The sequence below is a fragment of the Streptomyces sp. NPDC002206 genome, from assembly GCF_053593595.1.
This window is the reverse complement of sequence record NZ_JBSFCW010000007.1, coordinates 267,148-287,797: the sequence shown is the minus strand read 5'-3', so window position 1 is coordinate 287,797 and position 20,650 is coordinate 267,148. Positions and strand designations below refer to the sequence as shown.

Here is a 20,650-nt window from a genome sequence, read left to right as displayed (position 1 = left end):
CTAACCGTTGGGGACGGGGGAGTCGCGGACCGGGCCCAACAGCGCGGGGGCCGGTGCTCGTTGACCGCGTTCCGTTCCCGTGAACGCTTGCGGTGCTCGGCGACGTGACCAGTGTTAGCCGCGGCGTTCAACCGTGGCAATGACCCCTGATACGGCCTTGCTTCGCATCAAGGACCAAAGGTCCCGAATTGCCTCAAAAGGTTCAATAGCAGGTCGGAGGGGGTGAAGCGGGTTCCCTGTGCGGGTGGAAGCGCTACTACTCCCGGTAGTGGAGGACTAAGGTCCTGTGGGCGCCTTCACGCCTTCGGGACCCTCGAATGTGACCTGGACCTCGAAGGATGCGCGGCGCGTGGCCCGTCGCAGCGCCTTCAGCAGCGTGGAGCCGATGGTGAGGGTCAGCGCCATGGTCAGCACGGCCCGGCCCAGGTCCCAGCCCAGTGAGGTGGCCAGGCAGTACGCGAAGAAGCGGACCAGGTTCTCGGGCAGCGGGTCACCGGGGTGGAACGAGATACCCGAGCCGAGGCCCGGCACGATCGTCCAGCCGTACAGGTTCATCACCGTGCCGTACGCGAACGCCGCCACCCCGCCGTACGCCGCCAGCATCAGCAGCTCGGCCCGCCCGCGCAGCCGGTCCGGGGCCGGCAGCAGGCCGGCGCCCATCGTGAACCAGCCCATCGACAGCATCTGGAACGGCATCCACGGGCCCACCCCGCCGGTGAGCAGGGCGGACGCGAACATCGTCACCGAGCCGAGCACGAAGCCGAAGCCGGGGCCGAGCACCCGGCCGCTCAGCACCATCAGGAAGAACATCGGCTCCAGGCCCGCCGTACCGGCGCCGAGCGGACGCAGCGCGGCACCGACCGCGGCGAGCACGCCCAGCATCGCCACCGCCTTCGCGTCCAGGCCGGAGTCCGCGATGGTGGCGACGACCACACCGACCAGGAGCGGGAGCAGTGCGGCGAACAGCCACGGTGCGTCCTGGGAGTGGGCGAGACCGGAGTCGGCGTCCGCGAGCAGCGGCCAGCCGATGGAGGCGACGCCGATCGCGCTGACGAGGAGAAGTGCGGCGATCGCACGGGGGCCCAGTCGTACGGGACGGCTTCGGCGGTCGCTCATGCGCCGGCCTCCAGTGCCCCGCGCACCTGCGTCACGGTCAGCCACTCCTGCGGGGCGAGGATCTTCGCGGTCTGCGGTGCGAATGCCGGTGACGAGACCACCACCTGCCGGGTCGGGCCGTCCGCGACGATCTCGCCGTCCGCGAGGATCACCACCCGGTGGGCCAGCTCGGCGGCGAGTTCCACGTCGTGCGTGGCCAGCACGATCGCATGCCCCCCGGCCGCCAGGCCGCGCAGCACACGTATCAGCCGGGCCTTCGCCGCGTAGTCCAGACCGCGGGTCGGCTCGTCCAGCAGCAGGAGCGGAGGCCGTGCGGTCAGCACAATGGCCAGCGCCAGGGCGAGCCGCTGCCCCTCGGAGAGATCGCGGGGGTGGGTGTCGTCCGGTACGTCGGGCAGCAGCTCGGAGACCAGGGCCCGGCAGCTGCCCGCCGCCGCGCCCGCGTCGGCGTCGGCCGCCGCGCACTCGGCGGCGACCGTGTCCGCGTACAGCAGATCGCGCGGTTCCTGCGGTACGAGCCCGACCCGGCGCACCATGTCGCGCGGATGCGTGCGGTGCGGGGCCCGGCCGCCGACGAGGACGGTGCCGGTCGTGGGCTCGACCATGCCGACGAGGGCGGCGAGCAGCGTGGACTTGCCCGCGCCGTTGCGGCCCATCAGGGCGACGGTCTCGCCCGGTGCGACGGAGAGCGTCACCCGGCGCAGCGCCTCGACACGCCCGCGCCGCACCCCCAGGCCCTCGACCCGGGTGGTCGCTTCCGCCACAGCTTCGGGGGCGGATCGGGGAGCGGGCCCGCGACCGCGCCCGAACAGACCACGGCGTACGGGAGCGGCCGCGGGCAGCGGCGCCGGGGCGGCGGGCGCCGACGGAGCGGGCGGCGGTGGTTCGGCCGAGGCCAGCCGCTCCCGCAGATCCGTCGCGCGGCGCCGCGCATCGCGTACCGACAGCGGCAGCGGCTCCCAGCCCGCCAGCCGGCCCAGGGCCACCACCGGCGGGTGGACCGGGGAGACCGCCATGATGTCGGCGGGGGCGCCCATCACCGGTGCGGCGCCCGGCGACGGCAGCAGGACGACCTGGTCCGCGTACTGGACGACGCGTTCCAGACGGTGCTCCGCCATCAGGACCGTCGTGCCCAGATCGTGCACCAGTCGCTGGAGCACCGCGAGGACCTCCTCGGCCGCCGCCGGGTCCAGGGCGGACGTCGGTTCGTCGAGGACCAGGACCTTGGGGTGCGGGGTCAGCACCGAGCCGATCGCGACCCGCTGCTGCTGGCCGCCCGAGAGCGTGGCGATCGGCCGGTCGCGCAGCCCGGCGAGGCCCAGCAGGTCAAGGGTCTCCTCGACCCGCCGCCGCATCACGTCGGGGGCAAGTCCCAGCGACTCCATGCCGTACGCCAGCTCGTCCTCGACGGTGTCCGTGACGAAGTGGGAGAGCGGGTCCTGTCCCACCGTGCCGACCAGATCGGCGAGTTCGCGCGGCTTGTGGGTACGGGTGTCACGGCCGTCGACCGTCACCCTGCCGCGCAGCGTGCCTCCCGTGAAGTGCGGTACGAGACCGGAGACGGCGCCCAGCAGCGTCGACTTGCCGACCCCCGACGGGCCGACGAGCAGCACCAACTCGCCCTCGGGGACGGTCAGATCGACCCCGGACAGGGTCGGGTGCGCCGCCCCCTCGTACTGCACCGAGACCTGCTCGAACCGGATCACTGGCTCTCCTCGGAGTTCGCGACGGCCACAACGGGTGGCGCGGGCGCCACCACCGCGGGCAACAGCCCGATCAGCACCGCCGCCGCGGGCCACAGCGGGAACACCGGCGCCGTCAGCGGTACGACTCCGGGATGCAGCGCCTCCGTGTCGGCACTGCCCGCCCAGATCATCGCCGCCGCGACCACCGCACCCGACCCGGCCACCAGCCAGGCCCTCGCTCCCCACCGGTCGGGCCGGTAGCGGGTGCGGACCGAGCGGGCACCGCCGAGCCGGAGCCCGGCCATCGCGGCGACGAGCCCGGCGAACAGCAGCGGCAGCCCGTACACCGCACCCTGCGAGGCCAGCAGACCGTACGTGCCGGCGCAGACCCCCAGCAGGCCGCCGAGCGTGAGGACGTTCGTGGTGTGCCGGACGGCGCGCGGCACCTGGGCCGTACGCCCGTATCCGCGCGCGTCCATCGACGCAGCCACCGCCACCGACCGCTCCAGCGCACCTTCCAGCACCGGCAGTCCGATCTGCAGGACGGCCTTGATGCCACCCGCCGGGCGGCCCCGCAGCCGCCGTGCGGTGCGCAGCCGCACCACATCGGCAACCATGTTCGGTGCGAACGTCATCGCGACGACGACCGCGACGCCCGCCTCGTACAGTGCGCCCGGCAGCGACTTCAACAGGCGGGCCGGGTTGGCGAGCGAGTTCGCCGCGCCGATGCAGATCAGCAGGGTGGCCAGCTTCGCCCCGTCGTACAGCGCGAAGAGCAGCTGTTCGGCGGTGACCCGGCCGCCGATCCTGACGCCCTGCGCCCAGTCGGGCAGTGGGACTTCGGGGAGGGTGAACACCGGGTGCGTACCGGGGATCGGCGAGCCGAGAAAGACGGAGAACAGCAGCCGCACGCCGACGACGAACAGCCCGATCCTGATGAACGCCCCGTACGAACGGGCCCACGGCGCATCCGTCCGGCGCGCCGCCACGACGTAGCCGGCCACCCCGACCAGCAGCCCGAGCAGCAGCGGATTGCTGGTCCTGGAGGCGGCGGTGGCCAGCCCGAGCGCCCACAGCCACCAGGCCCCGGCGGGCAGGGCGTTGCTGCGGGTCGCCTCGGGGGCGCGCAGGGCACGGCCCGGCCGGGCCGTGCGGGCAGAGACGGTCATCCGCGGCGGCGGGCCTGCACGACTGCGGCGACGCCGAGCAGAAGGACGGCGGCGAGACCGGCGAGAACCCCGGCGGACGGACCGCCGCGGCCGCTCCCCGGGTGGGCCGAGGCGGACGGGCTCGCGGGCGCCTGCGGCGTACCGTCGGCGTGCCCGGTGCCGGAGACCTGCTCACCGCAGCCCGAGGCCGGATAGCCGGAGATCGCGCAGAGCAGTGCCTCGCTGCTGTAGCGCAGCGGCTTGGCCACGGAGGCGAGGGCCTCCGCGGCGCTCGCGTCCTCGGCGACCTGCGCGCATGCGGTACGCGGCGCGGGCGGCGTCTCCCCGTCCGGGGCGTCCGCCGCCGTGCCGGGGTCGATGACGAGCGCGACCCGCTTGGTGCCGTCCTTGGCGGGGGTGTCCGCACAGATCGCCGCGAAGTCGGGGGCGCGGCGCGGTTTCGCCGAGTCCTGGGAGTCCTCGCTCACCGAGAACCGGAAGCCCTGCACCGCACCGTCGTCCGGCCGGACCAGCGACGGGCCCTGGGTGGCGTACGCCCAGCCCGTCCCCTTGCCCTCCCAGAACGACCAGTAGCGGTAACCGGCCGCGTGGGCGGTGCCCGCACCGAGCACGGTCAGGACGGCGCCGAGAACGAGCAGCAGGGCGCCCGCCGACGGCCACCCGGATCGATTCCCCGCTCGGTTCACAGCTGCGGGGTCTTCCGGCGGCTGCTGATGAGGAAGCCGACGCCGGCACCGGCGGCGAGACCGATACCGACGAGCCACCACACCCCGAGACCGGCGTCGTCGCTGGTGCCGTCCTGCGCCGCGTAGTCGCTGGTGGCCGGCGAGGGCGTGTGGACGGCGGCCGGCTTCGGGCCGGTCGCGTTCAGCCGCTCGACCAGGTCGACACCGCCGAAGTCGCGGGCATCGGTGCCGGTCGTGTGCGCGGCCACGACCAACTGGGCGTAGGCGGCGGGGCCGTTCTCCGCCGCCCAGGGCGCGGCGTTCTTCTTCAGCCAGCCGAGCGCGCCGGCCGCCTTGTCCTGGTGGCCCGCGGCGGCCAGGGCGACGATCGCGTCCGCGGTGTTGCCGAAGTCGGGCTGCTCGGTGGTGTCGGTGGCGCCCGGCATCGGCGGCTGGTTCAGGTGGCCGGTCTTCGCGAGGGCGCCCGCGAGATAGTGGGCACCGTTCTGGGCGGCCTGCTCGGGCTTGACGACGGCACCCTTGTGGCAGGTGGGCGCCTTGTCCTCGGACGCGGAATTGTTCCAGGCGGCCAGCCCCTTGCCCATCGAACCGAGCACGCCGGCCGCGGTGGCGTCCGCGTTGGCGGCGAGCTTGCCGGCCTTGTCCGGCTGGTACGCGAACGCGCCGCCGTCCTTGCCGCCGCACGGGATCGCCAGCTCGAGCAGCGCGTCGTACGGCGTCCTGCCGCCCTCGGTCGTCACGTCGCCGAGCCGCCGGCCCTGCTTGGCCAGCGCGCCGATCACGATCGAGGTGGAGTTGGCGTCGCTGGGCGAGCCCGGGTTGTAACCCCAGCCGCCGTCCTCGTTCTGAACGGACTTCAGCCAGTCGACCCCGTTGTCGACGGCATCGCCGTGCCCGCCGACCTCGGCCAGCGCCTGGACCGCAGCGGCGGTTGCATTGGTGTCCGTCATGGTCTTCGCGTCGCACGGCTTGCCGACATCTGCGCGGTACGAGGCGTAGGCGCCGCTGTCGCACTGCTGGGCGACCAGCCAGTCGACGGACGCGGTCGCGGGCGTGACCCCTTCGAGCCGCTGGGCGATGAAGGCCAGCGACTGCCTCCAGACCCCGTCGTACGTCGGGTCCTTGGTGCCGTACAGCCCGGACGGCAGCGCGACGGACGGGGTGGGCGACGGAGACGGCGCCGCCACCGCGGCCGGGGCAGCGGCCGCACAGAGCACGGTGGCGGTGGCGGCGAGCGTTGCTGCGGTGCGGCGAACGGTCATGGTGGGCTGGGCCTCTCCTGCGGTGGGAACCGGGCACAGGCACACTCAGGCACCAGGCTCCGGCCCCGTATGCCTCGACGGTGCCGGTCACCGGGGTTCCGGTGACGCGAGCCGGTCACGACCGCGGACAGGGCATTCCGGCTTACCGCTGTGTCAGCGGCTCACGGTTGCGTGGTCAGCGCCGGATTCGCACCGGCTTCCCCCTGAACGGGCATGATGACGACTCGCACACTCTACCGGGGCGTAGCCCGCCCCTTCGGGCCGAGGGGCGCCCGGAACAGCGACGTACGTCACCTGTGGGCAGGGTCGGGACGGAGCGGTGGGAGAGGAGGTCAGTCCCTGATGACCGCCAGTGCCTCATCGCGCACCCTGGCCATGGTGGCCTCGTCCCGGGCTTCGACGTTCAGGCGGAGGAGCGGCTCGGTGTTGGAGGGGCGGACGTTGAACCACCAGTCCGCTGCCGTGACGGTCAGGCCGTCGAGTTCGTCGAGGGTGATTCCCTCACGGCCGGCGTAGGCAGCGGTGACCGCGGCGAGGCGGTCGGCCCGGTCGGCGACCGTGGAGTTGATCTCGCCGGAAGCGGCATAGCGGTCGTACCCCGCGACCAGTGCGGACAGGGGACCGTCCTGCCCCCCGAGCGCCGCCAGCACATGCAGGGCAGCGAGCATCCCGGTGTCGGCGTTCCAGAAGTCCTGGAAGTAGTAGTGCGCGGAATGCTCGCCCCCGAAGATCGCCCCGGACCGGGCCATCTCCGCCTTGATGAAGGAGTGCCCGACGCGCGTACGCACCGGGGTGCCGCCGTGCTCACGGACCACCTCCGGCACCGACCACGAGGTGATCAGATTGTGGATGACCACGCCCGAGCCGCCATGGCGGGCCAGTTCCCGGGTCGCCACCAGCGCGGTGATCGCCGACGGCGAGACCGGATCGCCGTGCTCGTCGACGACGAAACAGCGGTCCGCGTCTCCGTCGAACGCGATACCGAGGTCGGCGCCCTCGTCGCGCACCCGCTGCTGCAGGTCGACGATGTTGGCCGGATCGAGCGGGTTCGCCTCGTGGTGGGGGAACGTCCCGTCCAGCTCGAAGTACATCGGGACCAGATCCAGCGAGAGGCCCGCGAAGACCGTCGGCACGGTGTGCCCGCCCATTCCGTTGCCCGCGTCCACCACCACCTTCAGCGGCCGGATCGACGTCACGTCCACCAGAGAGAGCAGATGGGCGGCGTAGTCCTGCAGGGTCTCCCGTTCGCCGACCGCGCCCGGCGTCGCGACCGGCTCCGGGGCGCCCGACTCCTGCCATGCCTCCACCAGCTCCCGGATCCGGGACAGGCCGGTGTCCTGGCCCACCGGGGCCGCGCCCGCACGGCACATCTTGATGCCGTTGTACCGGGCCGGGTTGTGCGAGGCCGTGAACATCGCTCCCGGCAGATCCAGCGCCCCCGACGCGTAGTACAGCTGATCCGTCGAGCACAGCCCGATCAGTGTCACCGCTGCGCCGCGGTTCGACGCACCCCGCGCGAAGGCGGCCGCGAGCCCGGGCGACGAGGGCCGCATGTCATGCCCGATCACGATCGCCTCAGCGCCCACGACCTGCACGAAGGCCGCCCCGAACAGCTCGGCCAGTGACTCGTCCCACTGGTCCGGAACCACCCCTCGTACGTCGTACGCCTTGACGAGCTGCGACAGATCAGCCATGGGAATGACCGCTTTCTTCCTTGGTGGTGAGCCAGACGGCAGTGTCCGGCGGGAGGGTGCGTCCCTGCAGGGGAGCGCTGCTCAGTACAGGGCGGCCGGGCAGGCCGAGGGTGTCGAGCGACAGCGGGTCGGGCCCGAGATTCACCACGCACCCCAACTCGCCCCGCCGGAAGGCGAGACAGTGGTTGCCGGGAGCGGTGTACCAGTGCAGGGCTGCGTGGGCCTCGGCCGGGTGCTCGCGGCGCAGGAGCAGCGCGGCGCGGTAGAGCGCGAGGGCGGAGTGCGGGTCGGCCAGCTGGGCCTCCACCGTGTGGGCGGCCCAGCCCTCCGGCTGGGGAAGCCAGCAGTCGTCCGGGGCTGCGGTGCTGAAGCCGTAGGGCGGCCGGCTGCCGGACCAGGGGATCGGGGTGCGGGCGCCGTCGCGTCCCCGGTCGGTGTGACCGGAGCGTTCCCAGAGCGGGTCGCGTATGCGGTCGTCGGGGACAGCGGCCTGCGGCAGGGCGAGTTCCTCACCCTGGTAGAGGTAGGCGGCTCCGGGGAGGGCCAGCATCAGCAGGGCTGCGGAACGGGCCCGCAGCTCGGATCCGTAGCGGGTGACGGGGCGTACCGCGTCATGGCTGGAGAGCACCCAGGTGACGGGTGCGTCCACGGAAGCGGTCGCCGCGAGGGAGTCGTCGATGACGCCGCGCAGCGCCTGCGCCTCCCAAGGGGCCTCCAGGAAGGCGAAGTTGAAGGCCTGCTGCATTTCGTCCGGGCGTATGTACCGGGCGAGGCGTTCCGGTGCGAAGACGGCGGACTCGGCCACCAGCACACGGTCCGTCGGGGCGACGGCGCCCGGCGGGGCCGGATGGGTGCTGAGAAGAGCGCGCCACTCCCGGTAGAGGGGGTGCAGCTCCTCCTGGTCGTAGTAGGGCATGAGGTGGTTACGGAGCGGGTCCTGGTGCTGGCCGGGGCCCGCGTCGGGCAGGCCCTCGGCCTTGAAGAGGGCGTGGGCCACGTCCACGCGGAAGCCGTCCACGCCGTGGTCCAGCCAGAACCGCAGGACGTCGGCGAAGTCGGAACGCACCTGCGGGTTACGCCAGTTGAGGTCGGGCTGTTCGGGGGCGTGCAGGTGGAGGTACCAGTCGCCGTCGGTGACACGGGTCCAGGCCGGGCCTCCGAACGCCGACTGCCAGTCGTTCGGGGGCAACCCGCCGTCCGGCCCCTGTCCGCGGCGGAAGAGGTAACGGTCGCGGGCCGCGCACCCCGTTCCCCCCGCCAGCGCCTCCTGGAACCACGGGTGCGCGTCGGAGGTGTGGTTGGGGACCAGGTCGACGATGACCTTCAGGCCGAGTCCGTGGGCGTGCCGGGTGAGCGTGCCGAAGTCGTCGAGCGTGCCGAGGTCCGGGGCGATCCCCGTGTGGTCGGCGATGTCGTAGCCGCCGTCGGCCAGCGGGGACGGGTAGCAGGGGGTGATCCATACGGCGTCGGCACCCAGATCCCTGAGGTGACCGAGGCGTTCGGTCACACCCGGCAGGTCCCCGATTCCGTCGCCGTTCGAGTCGGCGAAGGACCGGGGATAGACCTCGTAGCACACGGCGTGCCGCCACCAGGTCATGCGGCGCTTCCCTCGGAGAGGGCGACGGCCGGCCCGGGAACAGCGGCGGGCCGCCCGGGAAGTACGACCTTCTGCTCCGTGCCGGTCTCGGCTGCGCGCGTCGCTGCCCGGGCCACGGCCACGGCGGTCAGGCCCGCGTAGGCATCCGCGACCGGCGCGCCGCCCCCGTCGGCGCTGTGCAGCAGATCGGCGAAGGCGGCCCGCACGCTCTCCGTGTACACATACGGCTTGCGGGGCTCGCCGCCGAGGTCGATCACGGCTTCGACGCGGTGCGGGACGGTGCGTTCCGTGCCCCTGCCGCGGGCCGGGGCGGCGTCGCCCGCACCGCGGTGCACGGTGACCGTGATGCGCTCGCCGCCGTGCGGACGAAATCCCGGAACGGTCAGCAACTGACTCGACTTGTCCGGGAGTTGCTCCCACCGCGCGGCTTCCTGATCGTCCACCCAGGCCGTGATGGTGGCGTACGTCGGGATCCACCCGGTGATACGGGTCTCGGCAAAGCCGTGGTCCAGGCGCATCAGCTGGCGTTCGCAGCGGTGGGCGTGGGTGAAGGAGTGCAGATGGGTGGCGAGCACTCCGCCCGGGTGCACGGCGTCCGCGATCACCATGTCGACGGGGCCGCCGGGGCGGCGCACCGCCGTCGCGCGGACCGATTCGGGCTCGCTGCCCAGCAGCGCACGGGCCGCGTCGAAGAAGTGGACGCCGTGTTCGACGAAGATGCCGCCGCTGTGCTCCGGGTCCCAGAACCAGTGGTCGGGGCCGAGGTCCTGGTCGGCCGCGTCGTTCTCGAAGAGGAAGCGGCGGGGCGGGTCCAGCAGCCCTTCGGCGATGAGCTGCTGGACGGTGCGCAGCAGGGGGTTGTAGCGCAGGACGTGGTCGACGACGAGAGTGCCGGCCGAGCGGTCCGCCTCGTCGCGCACCCGGGCGGCGTCCTCGGTGGTGGTGGCAAGCGGCTTCTCGCAGAAGACGTGCTTGCCGGCGCGCAGGGCGGCGACGGCCATCCCCGCGTGGGTGGCCGGCGGGGTGGCGAGGGCAACGATGTCCACGCCCTCGGTGCCGAGCAGGGCGTCGAATCCGTCCAGGGCGGCGACGCCGTGAAGGTCGCCGAGCGGCTTCGCGCGCGACGGCTCGGGGTCGGCGACGGCAGCGATGTGCAGACCGGGCAGGCCGGCCACGGCGTCCAGGACATACGCCCCGAACGATCCGCAGCCGACCAGTCCGAGGCCGAGGGACGGCACCGTCACGAGGTGCGCTCCAGGAGAGCGACTCCGATGTGGGCGTCGGCCATGCCGTAGAAGACGTACAGCTTGCCGTCGACCTCCTCGATGGCGGTGGGGAAGACGACGTTCGGGACGGTGCCGGAGCGCTCCTGCTCCGTCTCGGGTGCCATCAGCGGCTGGTCGGAGCGTGCGATGACCTGCGACGGGTCGGCCGGGTCGAGGATCATCGCCCCGGCGGCGTAGGACACCTTCTGGTTCTGCGCGAAGGGGTCCTCGATGGAGCCGGACACACCGTGGTGAATGAGCAGCCAGCCCTCGTCCACGCGGATCGGCGCCGGACCGCCACCGATCTTCAGGGACTCCCAGGGGTACTCGGAGAGGGCGACCAGACGGTGCTGACGCGGGCGGGTGAGGGCGTGGATGTCCTGCTCGACCTCGGAGACCGGAACGTACGAGATCCAGATGCCGGGCCGCTCATCGGTCACTCCGGCCGGGAGGTGGACGCCCTCGCCGGGGCGGAACCAGCCGAGGTCCCACATGGGGCGGTGCAGCATCGCGTACGCCATCTCGCCGTCCGGGCCCGGGACCGGCTCGGGGAAGTGGACGACGTCCTTGTTCGGGAAGAGGTTCAGGTCGGTGTCGAGGTCCGGCTGGTACGCGAACTGGATGGGGCCGAGCCGGGTCCAGTCGGTGAGATTCTCCGAGACGGCGAGAGCCGGCTTGGGGCCGAGCGGACCGTAGGCGACGTACGACATGACGTGCTTGCCGAGGGAGGGGACCCAGGTGACGCGGGGGTCCTCGACACCGGCGTTGTTCTTGCCGCGCTCCCAGCCCTCGTCGGGGGCGAGGACCACGCCGCGGCGCTCGACGCCGGAGGGGACCCCGTCGGTGAAGGTGACTTCGGCGAGGCCGACGCGGGAGACATTGCCGTCGGCGACCAGACGCGGCAGCAGATGCAGCCGGCCGTCGGGGGTGCGGCCGGAGGCGGGGTTGAGGACTCCCTCGACCTCCGTGGACTCGCCCGGCAGCGGCGACATCACGACGCCCTTGCGGACCAGACGGAAAGGAATGTGGGTGGGGGTGGTGGTGCTCATACGGGGTTCAGCCCTTTGTTCCGGAGTCGATGTCGGTCGAGGTGAAGTGGCGCTGGAAGAGAAGGAACAGCACCACGGCGGGGGCGGCCAGCACACAGGCGCCGGCCATCAGCGCGCCGGTCGGGTTGGCGACCGTGCCCTGAAGGTTGCTGAGGAAGCCGGCCAGGGAGACTGCCAGCGGCTGCATATCGGTGTTCTTGGTGACGAGGAAGGGCCAGAGGAATTCGTTCCACGGGCCGATGAAGGTCAGCAGGACGCCGCTGAGCAGTGCGGGCCGGGCCATCGGAATGGCGATCCGGGTGAGGATCTGCAGTTCGCCGGCGCCGTCGATGCGGGCCGCCTCGAAGAGCGAGGCGGGCATCTGGATGAAGAACTGGCGGAAGAGGAAGACCGCGGTCGAGTTGATCGCGAACGGCAGGATCATGCCGAGGTAGTTGTCGCCGAGGCCGTAGTCGCGGACGACCAGGACGTACAGCGGGAGCATCAGCAGCTGGAACGGGATCATCTGGACCAGCAGCAGGGTGGCGAAGAGGCTGCCGCGGCCGCGGAAATGCAGCTGGGCGAGGGCGTATCCGGCGAGGAGCCCGAAGACCAGGGTGCACAGCAGTACGCCGCCGGTCATGATGCCCGAGTTGAGCAGCGAACGGCCCAGCGAGATGGCGCTGTTGATGGCCGCGTAGTTGCCGCCGGTGAGGTCACCGGGGACGGCGGAGGAGAGATCGCCGGTGGTGGTCCCCCGAAGCGACCCGACCACCATGTAGTAGAAGGGGAAGAGAAAGGCGACGGCACCGGTCAGGAGGATCACGAGCCGGACGGTCCGGCTCAGCCGGCCCCAGAGCCGCGGGGGCGCGGTGGCAGTGGTTGTGCTCATGGCGTCAGTTGCCCCTCTCGGTGAGCTTGCGGGCGACCAGCGAGACGGCGAGCACGACGGCCACCAGGACGATGCCGAGCGCAGCGGCGAAGTCGGGGTGCCCCTGCTCGATGCCCTTCTGGTACATGATCAGCACCGGGGAGGCGGAAGCGTGGTCGGGGCCGCCTCCTCCGGTGAGCAGATAGGGCTCGCTGAAGAGGTTGGCGCCGGTGATGATCGCGTAGATGACGACGAGGGTGGTCGCGGGGCGGACACCCGGCACGGTGACGGAGAAGAATTGGCGGATCCGGCCCGCCCCGTCGACGGACGCGGCCTCGTAGAGCTCCTTGCCGACGTTCTGCAGTGCGGCGAGATAGAGCATCACGAAGAATCCGAGCTGTTTCCAGGTGACGAAGAAGGCGATCACCGGCATCGCGAGTTCCGAGTTGACCAGCCAGGACGGGTCGGGGGCCAGCCCGCCGAGCAGGTTGTTGACCAGCCCGTCGCCGCCGAACAGGAACTGCCAGACCGCGACCAGGGCCACACTCGCGGTGACATACGGCACGTAGTACGCGGCCCGGAAGAAGGACCGGAACGGCAGCTTGGCGTTGAGTGCCGAGGCGAGGACCAGGGAGAGGCCCACGGTGAGCGGCACATTGATGACCAGGAAGATCAGGATGTTGAGGAAGGCGCGCCCCACCACCGGATCCGTGAACACCGCCTGGTAGTTGTCCAGCCCCACCCAGGGGGTGTCGGCGTCCGCACCGGGGGCGGTGAAGTAGAAGCGGTGGAAGGAGATCCACACCGTGTAGCCGAGCGGGATCGCGAACACGGCGAGGATGAACAGGACGTACGGGGTGACGAAGAGCGCGCCTATCCGGGAGGTGCTGCGCCGGGCGGGGGCCTTGGTGTGCAGGAGAGTCATGGCAGGCCTCAGTACTCGGCGAGGATCTTGGCGATCCTGACGTCGGCGTCGTGCAGGGCGGATTCGGTGGACTGACGGCCGAAGATCACTGATTTCGTCCAGGCGTCGCGGAACGCCTGCCACATGTCGATCGATCCGGGCACGTTGGGGACCTCGACGACGCGTTCTGCCTGGTCGGCGAAGGCCTTGTAGGACGGGTTCTCGGCGAAGAAGCCGGGATAGGCGGAGGTCAGGTTCTCCCGCATCGGCATCTGGCCGGTGGTGGCGAGGAACTTGCCGTCCTGCTCCTTGGACGTGGCGAACTTCATCACGTCCCAGGCGGTGGCACGGTTCTCGCAGGAGCTGAACATCCCGATGGACTTCTCGTCGCTGAAGGTGTGGACCTCGCTCGCGGGCCGGCCGTCGGAGGTCGGGACCGGGACGACGCCCCAGTCCAGGCTGTCCTTGTAGGCCGCGACGGCCCAGGGGCCGACCGTCGACATCGCGGTCTTCTGCTCGCCGAGCGCGTCGCCCGGGTAGGACTCCTGCGGGGCGAGCTTCTCCACGTACAGCTGCCGCCAGAAGTCGGCGACCCTGCGGCCCGCTGCCGTGTCGAACTGCGGTTTGCCGTCCTTGACCAGCTGCTTGCCGCCGCTCTCGGCGATGAAGGCGGGGTAGAAGTCGAACCACGACTGGAAGAACTCGCTGCTCGGGGCGGGCCAGATCGCGGCCTTGGCGGCGCCGCTCCTGACGATCTTCCGGGAGCTCTCCAGGAACTCGTCATACGTGGCGAGCCGGGGGTGCTCCGGGTCGAGGCCGGCCTTCTTGAAGATCTTCTTGTTGTAGAGGATCATCCCCGGATTGCTCTTCCACGGCATCTGGTAGTACGAGCCGTCCGCGGAGCGGTACTGGGCGGCCAGCGAGCCGCTGCGCCCGTCGATGTACTTGTTGCCGTCGGGGAAGTCGCTCAGCGGGACCAGTCCGACCTGCTTCTCGAACTGCGGAACGGACGCCGGTGGTGTGTTGAACACCAGACAGGCAGTGCTCCCGGCAATGATCGAGGCGCTGATCGCCTCCTCGGAGGTCTTGCCCGCCGGAATGTTCCGCGCCGTGATCTTCTGATCAGGGTGCTGACCGTTCCAGTCGGCGACCATCTTTTTGCCCCACTCGACCTCTTGGGCGTTGTTGGACAGCCAGACGGTGATCGGGCCGCGCGACGCGGCAGCGGTGGCCGCGTCGGGCCCCGACCGGGCGCATGCCGTCACCGTGGCCGACAATGCGAGCCCGAGCAGCGCGTACGCCGTTCTCCTCAGCATGAGTGTCTCCGAACTGTGCGTGCCCGGCTTCGTTGCCGGGCGGATACCCCGCCACTTCTTGGACCGGACCGCTCGCGCCTAGTCGCGCGGGGCAGGACCGATCGAGCCTCGTGGAAGGAATTCGGCGGGCGGCAGCTCCACATCGGGGGCGCTGCCGTCGGCGATCACCGCGTCGAGTGCACGGGCGGCCGCCGCTCCCCAGCCCTGTGCGTCCGCGCGGGCGGAGGTCAGGGGCGGGTGGGTGTACTGGGCGAGGATGGTGTCGTCGTATCCGACGATGGACAGCCGGTCGGGGACCGGGACTCCGAGCTCCTGGGCCACGGCCAGACCGGCGGTGGCCGACAGGTCGTTGCCGTAGACGATCGCGGTGGGCGGCTCGTCGAGCGCCAGCAGCTCGCGGGTGGCCGCGGCTCCGCCCTCGGCGGTGAATCCGCCGGGGCGCAACGGACCTTCGGGCAGACCGAGTTCGCGGAGGGTGTCCGCCCAGGCGGCGCGGCGCCGCTGTGCGTGCCGGTACTCCTGGGGGCCCTCCACATGGGCGATCCTGCGGTGGCCCAGTTCGGCCAGGCGCCGGATCGCGGTGACGAATGCCGGCCGGTCGTCGAGCTCGACCGCGCACAGCCCGTCCGCCCAGCCGCGGCGGCCCACGGCGACGGCGGGCAGACCGAGTGCGGCCAGCAGGGCCGGGCGCGGATCGTCCTGGCGGACGTCGGTCAGCAGGACGCCGTCGACGCGACGGCCGGCCGCGAGCCGCTCGTACACGCTGTGTTCCTTGTCGGCCGGCGTGACATGCAGGACCAGGCCGTCGCCGCGCCCGGCGAGGACGGACTCCACGCCGGCGATGAAGGCCGGGAAGAAGGGGTCCGCGCCGATGAGTCCCGGCTCGCGGGTCACCACCAGTCCGACGGCACCCGCTTTGCCGAGCGACAGCGCCCGCGCCGGACGGCTCGGCGTCCAGCCGAGCTCCTCGGCGGCGGCCAGGATGCGCGCCTTGGTCTCCTTGGCCAGACCGGGGCGGTCGTTGAGCGCGAAGGACACGGAACTACGGGAGACGCCTGCACGACGCGCGACATCAGCGATGGTGGGCCGCTGCCCCATGACGCCTCCTCGAGGGAATCCGACCGGCAGCGGGTGAGCCCGCTCTAAACCGGTTTAAGTGATCCAGTGAGCGTCACTAAACCGGTTTGAATTAATGAAGTCAATACCCTATGGACGTGCAAAACCGCACGCGGGAGGGGTCTCCTGCAGAGGCTCCGCGCGGTGTGCCAGGGCCGCTGAGCGGCCCGATCGGCGCCGAAAGAGGTCGCCGGTGGGCGCACCCGTCACACTGCGATGTACGTCACGGGGGTGCTCCCCGTCACCACTTCCGCGCGCCCCAGCTTCACCAGTCGGCGGACGTGGGCCTCGGCCTCGGAGACTGCGATGTTCCGTGAGCCGTGCGGGATCTGTTCCCACGGCCGGTTCCACTCCATCCGCTCGGCCAGCTGCCACGGCGTGAGCGGGGTGGCGAGCAGCGCGAGCAGGCCGGTCAGCCGTTCTTCGTGGTGGTCGAGGAGTTCCTGTACGCGCCTGGCCGCGTCCGGGAACGCGTGCTGGTGGGCGGGCAGCACCTCGGCGACCCCCAGCCGGCCGATGCGCTCCAGCGAGTCGAGATAGTCGCCCAGCGGGTCGGTGACCGTCGCATCGTCCGGGTCCTCGTACAGCCCGATGTGCGGGCTGATCCCGGGCAGCAGATGGTCACCGGAGAAGAGCCGGCCGCGGCCGGGCAGGTTCGCCGGGTGGTCCTCCTCCAGATGCAGGCAGACATGGCCGGGGGTGTGGCCCGGCGTCCAGACCGCCCGGAGCCGGCGGCCCGCCAGGTCGAGCAGCTCGCCGGGGACGATCTCGCGGTCCGGGAGGGCGGCGCGCAGGCCGGGCAGGGTGCGCATCCGGCCGGTGGCGCGGGCGGCGCGCAGTGGGGCGAGGTGGTCCTCGGGGGCGCCGACCGCGGTGAGTTTCGCCGCCAGGTAGGCCAGCCAGGTGCCCGGTTCGGACTCGCGGGTGCGGCGCACGATCGCGGTGTCCGCGGCGTGCATCGCGATCCAGGCCCCGGATGATTCGCGGACCTGGCCGGAGAGGCCGTGGTGGTCGGGGTGGTGGTGGGTGATGACCACGCCATGGATGTCGGTGATGCGGACTCCGATGGCGGTGAGGCCTGCGGTCAGGGTGTCCCAGGCCTCCGGGTCGTCCCAGCCGGTGTCGATCAGGACCGGTCCGCGGCCGGTGTCCAGGACGTGTACCAGGGTGTGGCCGAGCGGGTTGTCCGGGATGGGGACCTTGATGGACCACACGCCGCCGCCGTGCTCGGTCACCTGTGTCATGAGGTCCCCATCTCTCGTCCCGGCATGCGGCCGTGCTGCGCCGCATCCACTGTAACGAGAACTCGTTCCAGTAGTAGCCCCGGTCGACTATTCGTCCGAGGTCGATCGCTGTCGGATCCGTGGACTCCTGGAACTGGAACTGGTATCAGTTCTGACACGGAGTCAGGTGTGGAGTCAGGTGCGGAGTCGGTACGTGCCGGGTCGCGGGAGGCAGCAGCCATGACCGAGCTTGTCGAACACGGAAAACTGTTCATCGGCGGGGAGTTGGTCGATCCGCTCGGCCGGGACGTCATCGAGGTGATATCGCCCCACACCGAGCAGGTCATCGGCCGGGTGCCGCACGCCTGTGAGGCGGACGTGGACCGGGCTGTCGCCGCCGCCCGCCGGGCCTTCGACGAAGGGTCCTGGCCGCGGGCGTCCCTCGACGAGCGGATCGAGGTGATCACGCGGATCAAGGACGCGTTCGCCGTGCGGTACGAGGAGATCGCCCGCGTCATCAGCTCCGAGAACGGAACCCCGTACAGCTCCAGTGTCATGGTGCAGGCGCTCGCCGCGATGATGGTGTGGGACGCGGCGATCACCGTCGCCCGAACCTTCCCGTACGAGGAACGGCGCGACGGCGTCCTCGGGCCGCTGCTGGTGCGCCGGGAGCCGGTCGGCGTCGTCGCGGCCGTCGTGCCGTGGAACGTCCCGCAGTTCACCGCCGCCGCCAAACTCGCGCCCGCGCTGCTGGCAGGCTGCACGGCCGTCCTCAAGGTCTCGCCCGAATCGCCCCTGGATGCCTACATCCTGGCCGAGATCGCCGCCGAGGCCGGGCTCCCCGAGGGCGTGCTGTCGATCCTTCCGGCGGACCGCGAGGTCAGTGAGTACCTGGTCGGGCATCCGGGCATCGACAAGGTGTCGTTCACCGGCTCCGTCGCGGCCGGCCGCCGGGTCATGGAGGTCGCTTCCCGCAACCTCACCCGGGTCACCCTGGAACTGGGCGGCAAGTCCGCCGCCGTGATCCTCCCCGACGCCGATCTCGACGCGGCCGTCGCGGGCATCGTCCCGTTCGCCTGGATGATCAACGGCCAGGCATGTGTCGCCCAGACCCGCATTCTCGTCCCGCACTCCCGCTACGACGAGATCGCCGAGGCGTTCGCCGCCGCGGCGGGCGCGCTGAAGGTCGGCGACCCGCTCGACCCCACCACCGAACTCGGCCCGCTGGTCGCACGGCGTCAGCAGCAGCGCTCCCTCGACTACATCCGGATCGGCCAGGAGGAAGGCGCCAAGATCCTTACGGGCGGCGGCCGGCCGGCCTCCCAGGAACGTGGCTGGTATGTCGAGCCGACCCTCTTCGGGTCCGTCGACAACTCCATGCGCATCGCCCGCGAGGAGATCTTCGGCCCGGTCATCTGCCTGTTGCCGTACGGCGACGAGGCGGAGGCGGTGAAGATCGCCAACGACTCGGAGTACGGGCTCAGCGGCAGCGTCTGGACCGCCGACACCGAGCGCGGCATCGACATCGCCCGCCGGGTCAGGACCGGCACGTACAGCGTCAACACGTTCAGTCTCGACATGCTCGGCCCGTTCGGCGGCTACAAGAACTCCGGTCTGGGACGGGAGTTCGGCCCCGAGGGGTATGGCGAGTACTTCGAGCACAAGATGATCCATCTGCCCGCCGGGTACCAGCCCGTGCAGCCCGGACCGCAGGAGGCGTGATGGGGGACCGCTGGCACGTGGAGGTCGACCGGAGCGTCTGCATCGGCTCCGGGATGTGCGTGAACCACGCTCCGGACGGCTTCCGGCTGGATTCCGCCCGGCAGTCCCACCCGGACGCCCCGGAGACCGACGCCAACGAGCAGGTGCTCGCGGCGGCGGAGGGGTGTCCCGTCGAGGCGATCACGCTGACGCTGCTCGACTCGGGCGAGGTGGTGTTCCCGCCGGAGGACTGAGGCCCCTGCCCTGCGGCGGGAACGTGAGCGCGAGGTGCGGCCCGACACGGGACCGTCGGGCCGCACCTCCGATGGCCGGGTGCTACGCGGTGCAGCCGGTGTCGGCGATCACGAAGTAGCCCGCCGGTGACTCCCGCAGGGTGTGCGTGACGAACACGTTGTACAGCCCCATGTTCTGCTCCGAGCCGTTGGCGTACACATAGCCGCCCGTGGTGTGCGCCCTGCCCGCCGCCACCTGGGCGTAGTTGGTCGCCGTGTAGCAGGCGCCGCCGCCCGTCCCGCCGGTCGTGGTCGCCGTCACCGCGGCCGAGACGGTACCGACCGCGCCCGATCCGTCGACGGCCGCGACCGTGTAGCGGTACGCAGTCCCGGCGGACAGCCCCGTGTCGGTGAACGCCGTCGACGTGGGCCGGCCGACCTCGGTGCCGTTGCGGTAGACGGCGTACGAGGAGGCTCCCGTCACCGCGCTCCAGGACAGCGAGGCGCTGGTGCCCGTGACACCGGTGACCGTCAGACCGGAGGGGGCCGGGAGCGGGTTCTCGCCGCCGCCGGGTGCGCCCTGGTCCAGCCCCCAGAAGACGCCGGTGTAGTACGAGGAGCAGATCGAGTTCAGGAAGTACGCGGCCGTGGACCCGCACCGATCGGTCCCCGAGCCGGGAGAGACGGGCAGGCCGTGGCCCATGCCGGAGATGGAGTACGTCTCCACCGCGGGCTTCCCGGAGGCGTCGTTGTAGACGCTCCGGGTGGTGTTGCCGGGGAGGGTGTCGGTGCTCGACGGGGTCTGGCCGATGCCCCACACATCGGTCCACTGGTCACGCAGCGCGGTGGCGTTGGCCGGGTACACCGTGTAGTCGGACGTGCCCTGCCAGATGGCGACCCGCGGCCATGGGCCGGTGTAGCCGGGGTAGCCGGCGCGGACCTTGTCGCCCCACTGGGCGGGGGTCAGCTTCTGCGGGCCCGTCTGGCAGCCGGAGGCGGCGGCCTGGCTGGTGGCGCACTGCGCGGGCAGGCCGGACGCCACGGAACCGCCCGCGAACACGTCCGGATAGGCGGCCAGCAGGTCCGCGGTCATCCCGCCGCCCGCCGACAGGCCGGTGACGTACACCCGCCGCCCGTCGGAGCCGTACTGCTGCTTCGCATGCTCCACCATCTGCACGATGGAGGCGGCCTCGCCCTTGCCCCGGGTGTCCTCGGCCGGATCGAACCAGCCGAAGCAGGAGAGCGAGTTGTTGGCGGACGTGGTCTGCGGGAAGACCACGGCGAACTTCCACAGGTCGGCGTATTTCGGCCAGCCCGAGTTGGTGTAGTAGTCGTTGGCCGTCTGCGTACAGCCGTGCAGGGCGATCACCAGGGGTGCGCCCGCGGGCAGATCGGCGGGGGCGTACTCGTACATCTGCAGGTTGCCGGGGTTGGTGCCGAAGCCGGTGACCTGCTGCAGGCCGCCGGCGGCAGCGGCGGGCTGGGCGGCGCCCACGGTGCTCAGCGTCGCCGCGACGACGCCGAGGACAGCCGTGGACGCGACGCGCCGTAGCAGGCGTCGCAGGATCGATGGGCGCACGGGGGGCCTCCCTGTTCGGAACGTGCGGGCGTGCGGACATACGGACTGCTGCCGGAACCTACGAGTCCGGGCCGCCCCGGCCCATGGGGCGGGCTGACATCCCTCGGGAACCGCTGTGTGCGGCGCCGCCCTTGCGCCGCGAGCACCGGTGGGAGCGGGCGTTGACATCGAGTGCGCTCGAAGATGCAGACTCCGGGTCAGCAAC

Annotated in this window: 17 protein-coding genes and 1 riboswitch; of the genes, 2 read left to right on the top strand and 15 right to left on the bottom strand. The window is 71.5% G+C overall.

Features of this window, described 5'->3' with window-relative positions:
- Positions 1-276: 276 nt before the first annotated feature.
- The 14 genes from ACWCP8_RS16855 to ACWCP8_RS16790 form a co-directional block, all read right to left on the bottom strand.
- Entirely contained in the window at positions 277-1,116 is an 840-nt protein-coding gene (locus ACWCP8_RS16855; protein WP_352266972.1) for an ECF transporter S component, read from the bottom strand.
- Entirely contained in the window at positions 1,113-2,822 is a 1,710-nt protein-coding gene (locus tag ACWCP8_RS16850; protein WP_451116581.1) for an ABC transporter ATP-binding protein, read from the bottom strand. Before ACWCP8_RS16850 ends, ACWCP8_RS16855 begins: the two co-directional genes overlap by 4 nt.
- Positions 2,819-3,970, bottom strand: coding sequence for an energy-coupling factor transporter transmembrane component T (locus tag ACWCP8_RS16845; protein ID WP_451116579.1), 1,152 nt, complete (start codon positions 3,968-3,970; stop codon positions 2,819-2,821). Before ACWCP8_RS16845 ends, ACWCP8_RS16850 begins: the two co-directional genes overlap by 4 nt.
- Complete coding sequence (locus tag ACWCP8_RS16840; protein WP_451116577.1) at positions 3,967-4,656, bottom strand: SCO2322 family protein; 690 nt, start codon at positions 4,654-4,656, stop codon at positions 3,967-3,969. Before ACWCP8_RS16840 ends, ACWCP8_RS16845 begins: the two co-directional genes overlap by 4 nt.
- Entirely contained in the window at positions 4,653-5,918 is a 1,266-nt protein-coding gene (locus tag ACWCP8_RS16835; protein ID WP_451116575.1) for a prenyltransferase/squalene oxidase repeat-containing protein, read from the bottom strand. Before ACWCP8_RS16835 ends, ACWCP8_RS16840 begins: the two co-directional genes overlap by 4 nt.
- 92 nt (positions 5,919-6,010) lie before the next feature.
- A riboswitch (cobalamin riboswitch) is annotated at positions 6,011-6,161 on the bottom strand.
- Between the two features lie 89 nt (positions 6,162-6,250).
- Positions 6,251-7,612, bottom strand: coding sequence for a phosphomannomutase/phosphoglucomutase (locus ACWCP8_RS16830; protein WP_352266968.1), 1,362 nt, complete (start codon positions 7,610-7,612; stop codon positions 6,251-6,253).
- Positions 7,605-9,209 carry a glycoside hydrolase family 13 protein gene (locus tag ACWCP8_RS16825; RefSeq protein WP_451116572.1) on the bottom strand — a complete coding sequence of 535 codons (1,605 nt, stop codon included), beginning with the start codon at positions 9,207-9,209 and terminating at the stop codon, positions 7,605-7,607. The genes ACWCP8_RS16830 and ACWCP8_RS16825 overlap by 8 nt, the downstream gene beginning before the upstream one ends.
- On the bottom strand, positions 9,206-10,453 hold the full coding sequence (locus ACWCP8_RS16820) for a Gfo/Idh/MocA family protein (RefSeq protein ID WP_352266966.1): 1,248 nt from the start codon (positions 10,451-10,453) through the stop codon (positions 9,206-9,208). The genes ACWCP8_RS16825 and ACWCP8_RS16820 overlap by 4 nt, the downstream gene beginning before the upstream one ends.
- Positions 10,450-11,523, bottom strand: a complete 1,074-nt coding sequence (locus tag ACWCP8_RS16815; RefSeq protein WP_352266965.1) for a glycoside hydrolase family 130 protein — start codon at positions 11,521-11,523, stop codon at positions 10,450-10,452. The genes ACWCP8_RS16820 and ACWCP8_RS16815 overlap by 4 nt, the downstream gene beginning before the upstream one ends.
- Positions 11,524-11,530: 7 nt before the next feature.
- Positions 11,531-12,394 carry a carbohydrate ABC transporter permease gene (locus ACWCP8_RS16810; protein ID WP_352266964.1) on the bottom strand — a complete coding sequence of 288 codons (864 nt, stop codon included), beginning with the start codon at positions 12,392-12,394 and terminating at the stop codon, positions 11,531-11,533.
- A 4-nt stretch (positions 12,395-12,398) separates the two neighbouring features.
- A complete protein-coding gene (locus ACWCP8_RS16805) occupies positions 12,399-13,298 on the bottom strand; it encodes a carbohydrate ABC transporter permease (RefSeq protein ID WP_267005390.1) in 900 nt (299 codons plus the stop codon).
- An 8-nt stretch (positions 13,299-13,306) separates the two neighbouring features.
- On the bottom strand, positions 13,307-14,593 hold the full coding sequence (locus tag ACWCP8_RS16800) for an extracellular solute-binding protein (RefSeq protein ID WP_352266963.1): 1,287 nt from the start codon (positions 14,591-14,593) through the stop codon (positions 13,307-13,309).
- A gap of 78 nt (positions 14,594-14,671) precedes the next feature.
- A complete protein-coding gene (locus ACWCP8_RS16795; protein ID WP_352266962.1) occupies positions 14,672-15,691 on the bottom strand; it encodes a LacI family DNA-binding transcriptional regulator in 1,020 nt (339 codons plus the stop codon).
- Positions 15,692-15,915: 224 nt separating this feature from the next.
- Entirely contained in the window at positions 15,916-16,953 is a 1,038-nt protein-coding gene (locus ACWCP8_RS16790; protein WP_356002917.1) for an MBL fold metallo-hydrolase, read from the bottom strand.
- 219 nt (positions 16,954-17,172) lie between these two features.
- Here ACWCP8_RS16790 and ACWCP8_RS16785 point away from each other — a divergent pair, with 219 nt between their 5' ends.
- Positions 17,173-18,654 carry an aldehyde dehydrogenase gene (locus ACWCP8_RS16785; protein WP_352266960.1) on the top strand — a complete coding sequence of 494 codons (1,482 nt, stop codon included), beginning with the start codon at positions 17,173-17,175 and terminating at the stop codon, positions 18,652-18,654.
- Positions 18,654-18,887, top strand: coding sequence for a ferredoxin (locus ACWCP8_RS16780; RefSeq protein ID WP_313937082.1), 234 nt, complete (start codon positions 18,654-18,656; stop codon positions 18,885-18,887). The genes ACWCP8_RS16785 and ACWCP8_RS16780 overlap by 1 nt, the downstream gene beginning before the upstream one ends.
- 82 nt (positions 18,888-18,969) lie before the next feature.
- Here ACWCP8_RS16780 and ACWCP8_RS16775 read toward each other — a convergent pair whose 3' ends face one another.
- The gene (locus tag ACWCP8_RS16775) at positions 18,970-20,445 is read right to left on the bottom strand and encodes an extracellular catalytic domain type 1 short-chain-length polyhydroxyalkanoate depolymerase (protein ID WP_352266958.1); all 1,476 of its coding nucleotides are present in this window, start codon (positions 20,443-20,445) and stop codon (positions 18,970-18,972) included.
- Positions 20,446-20,650: the final 205 nt, after the last annotated feature.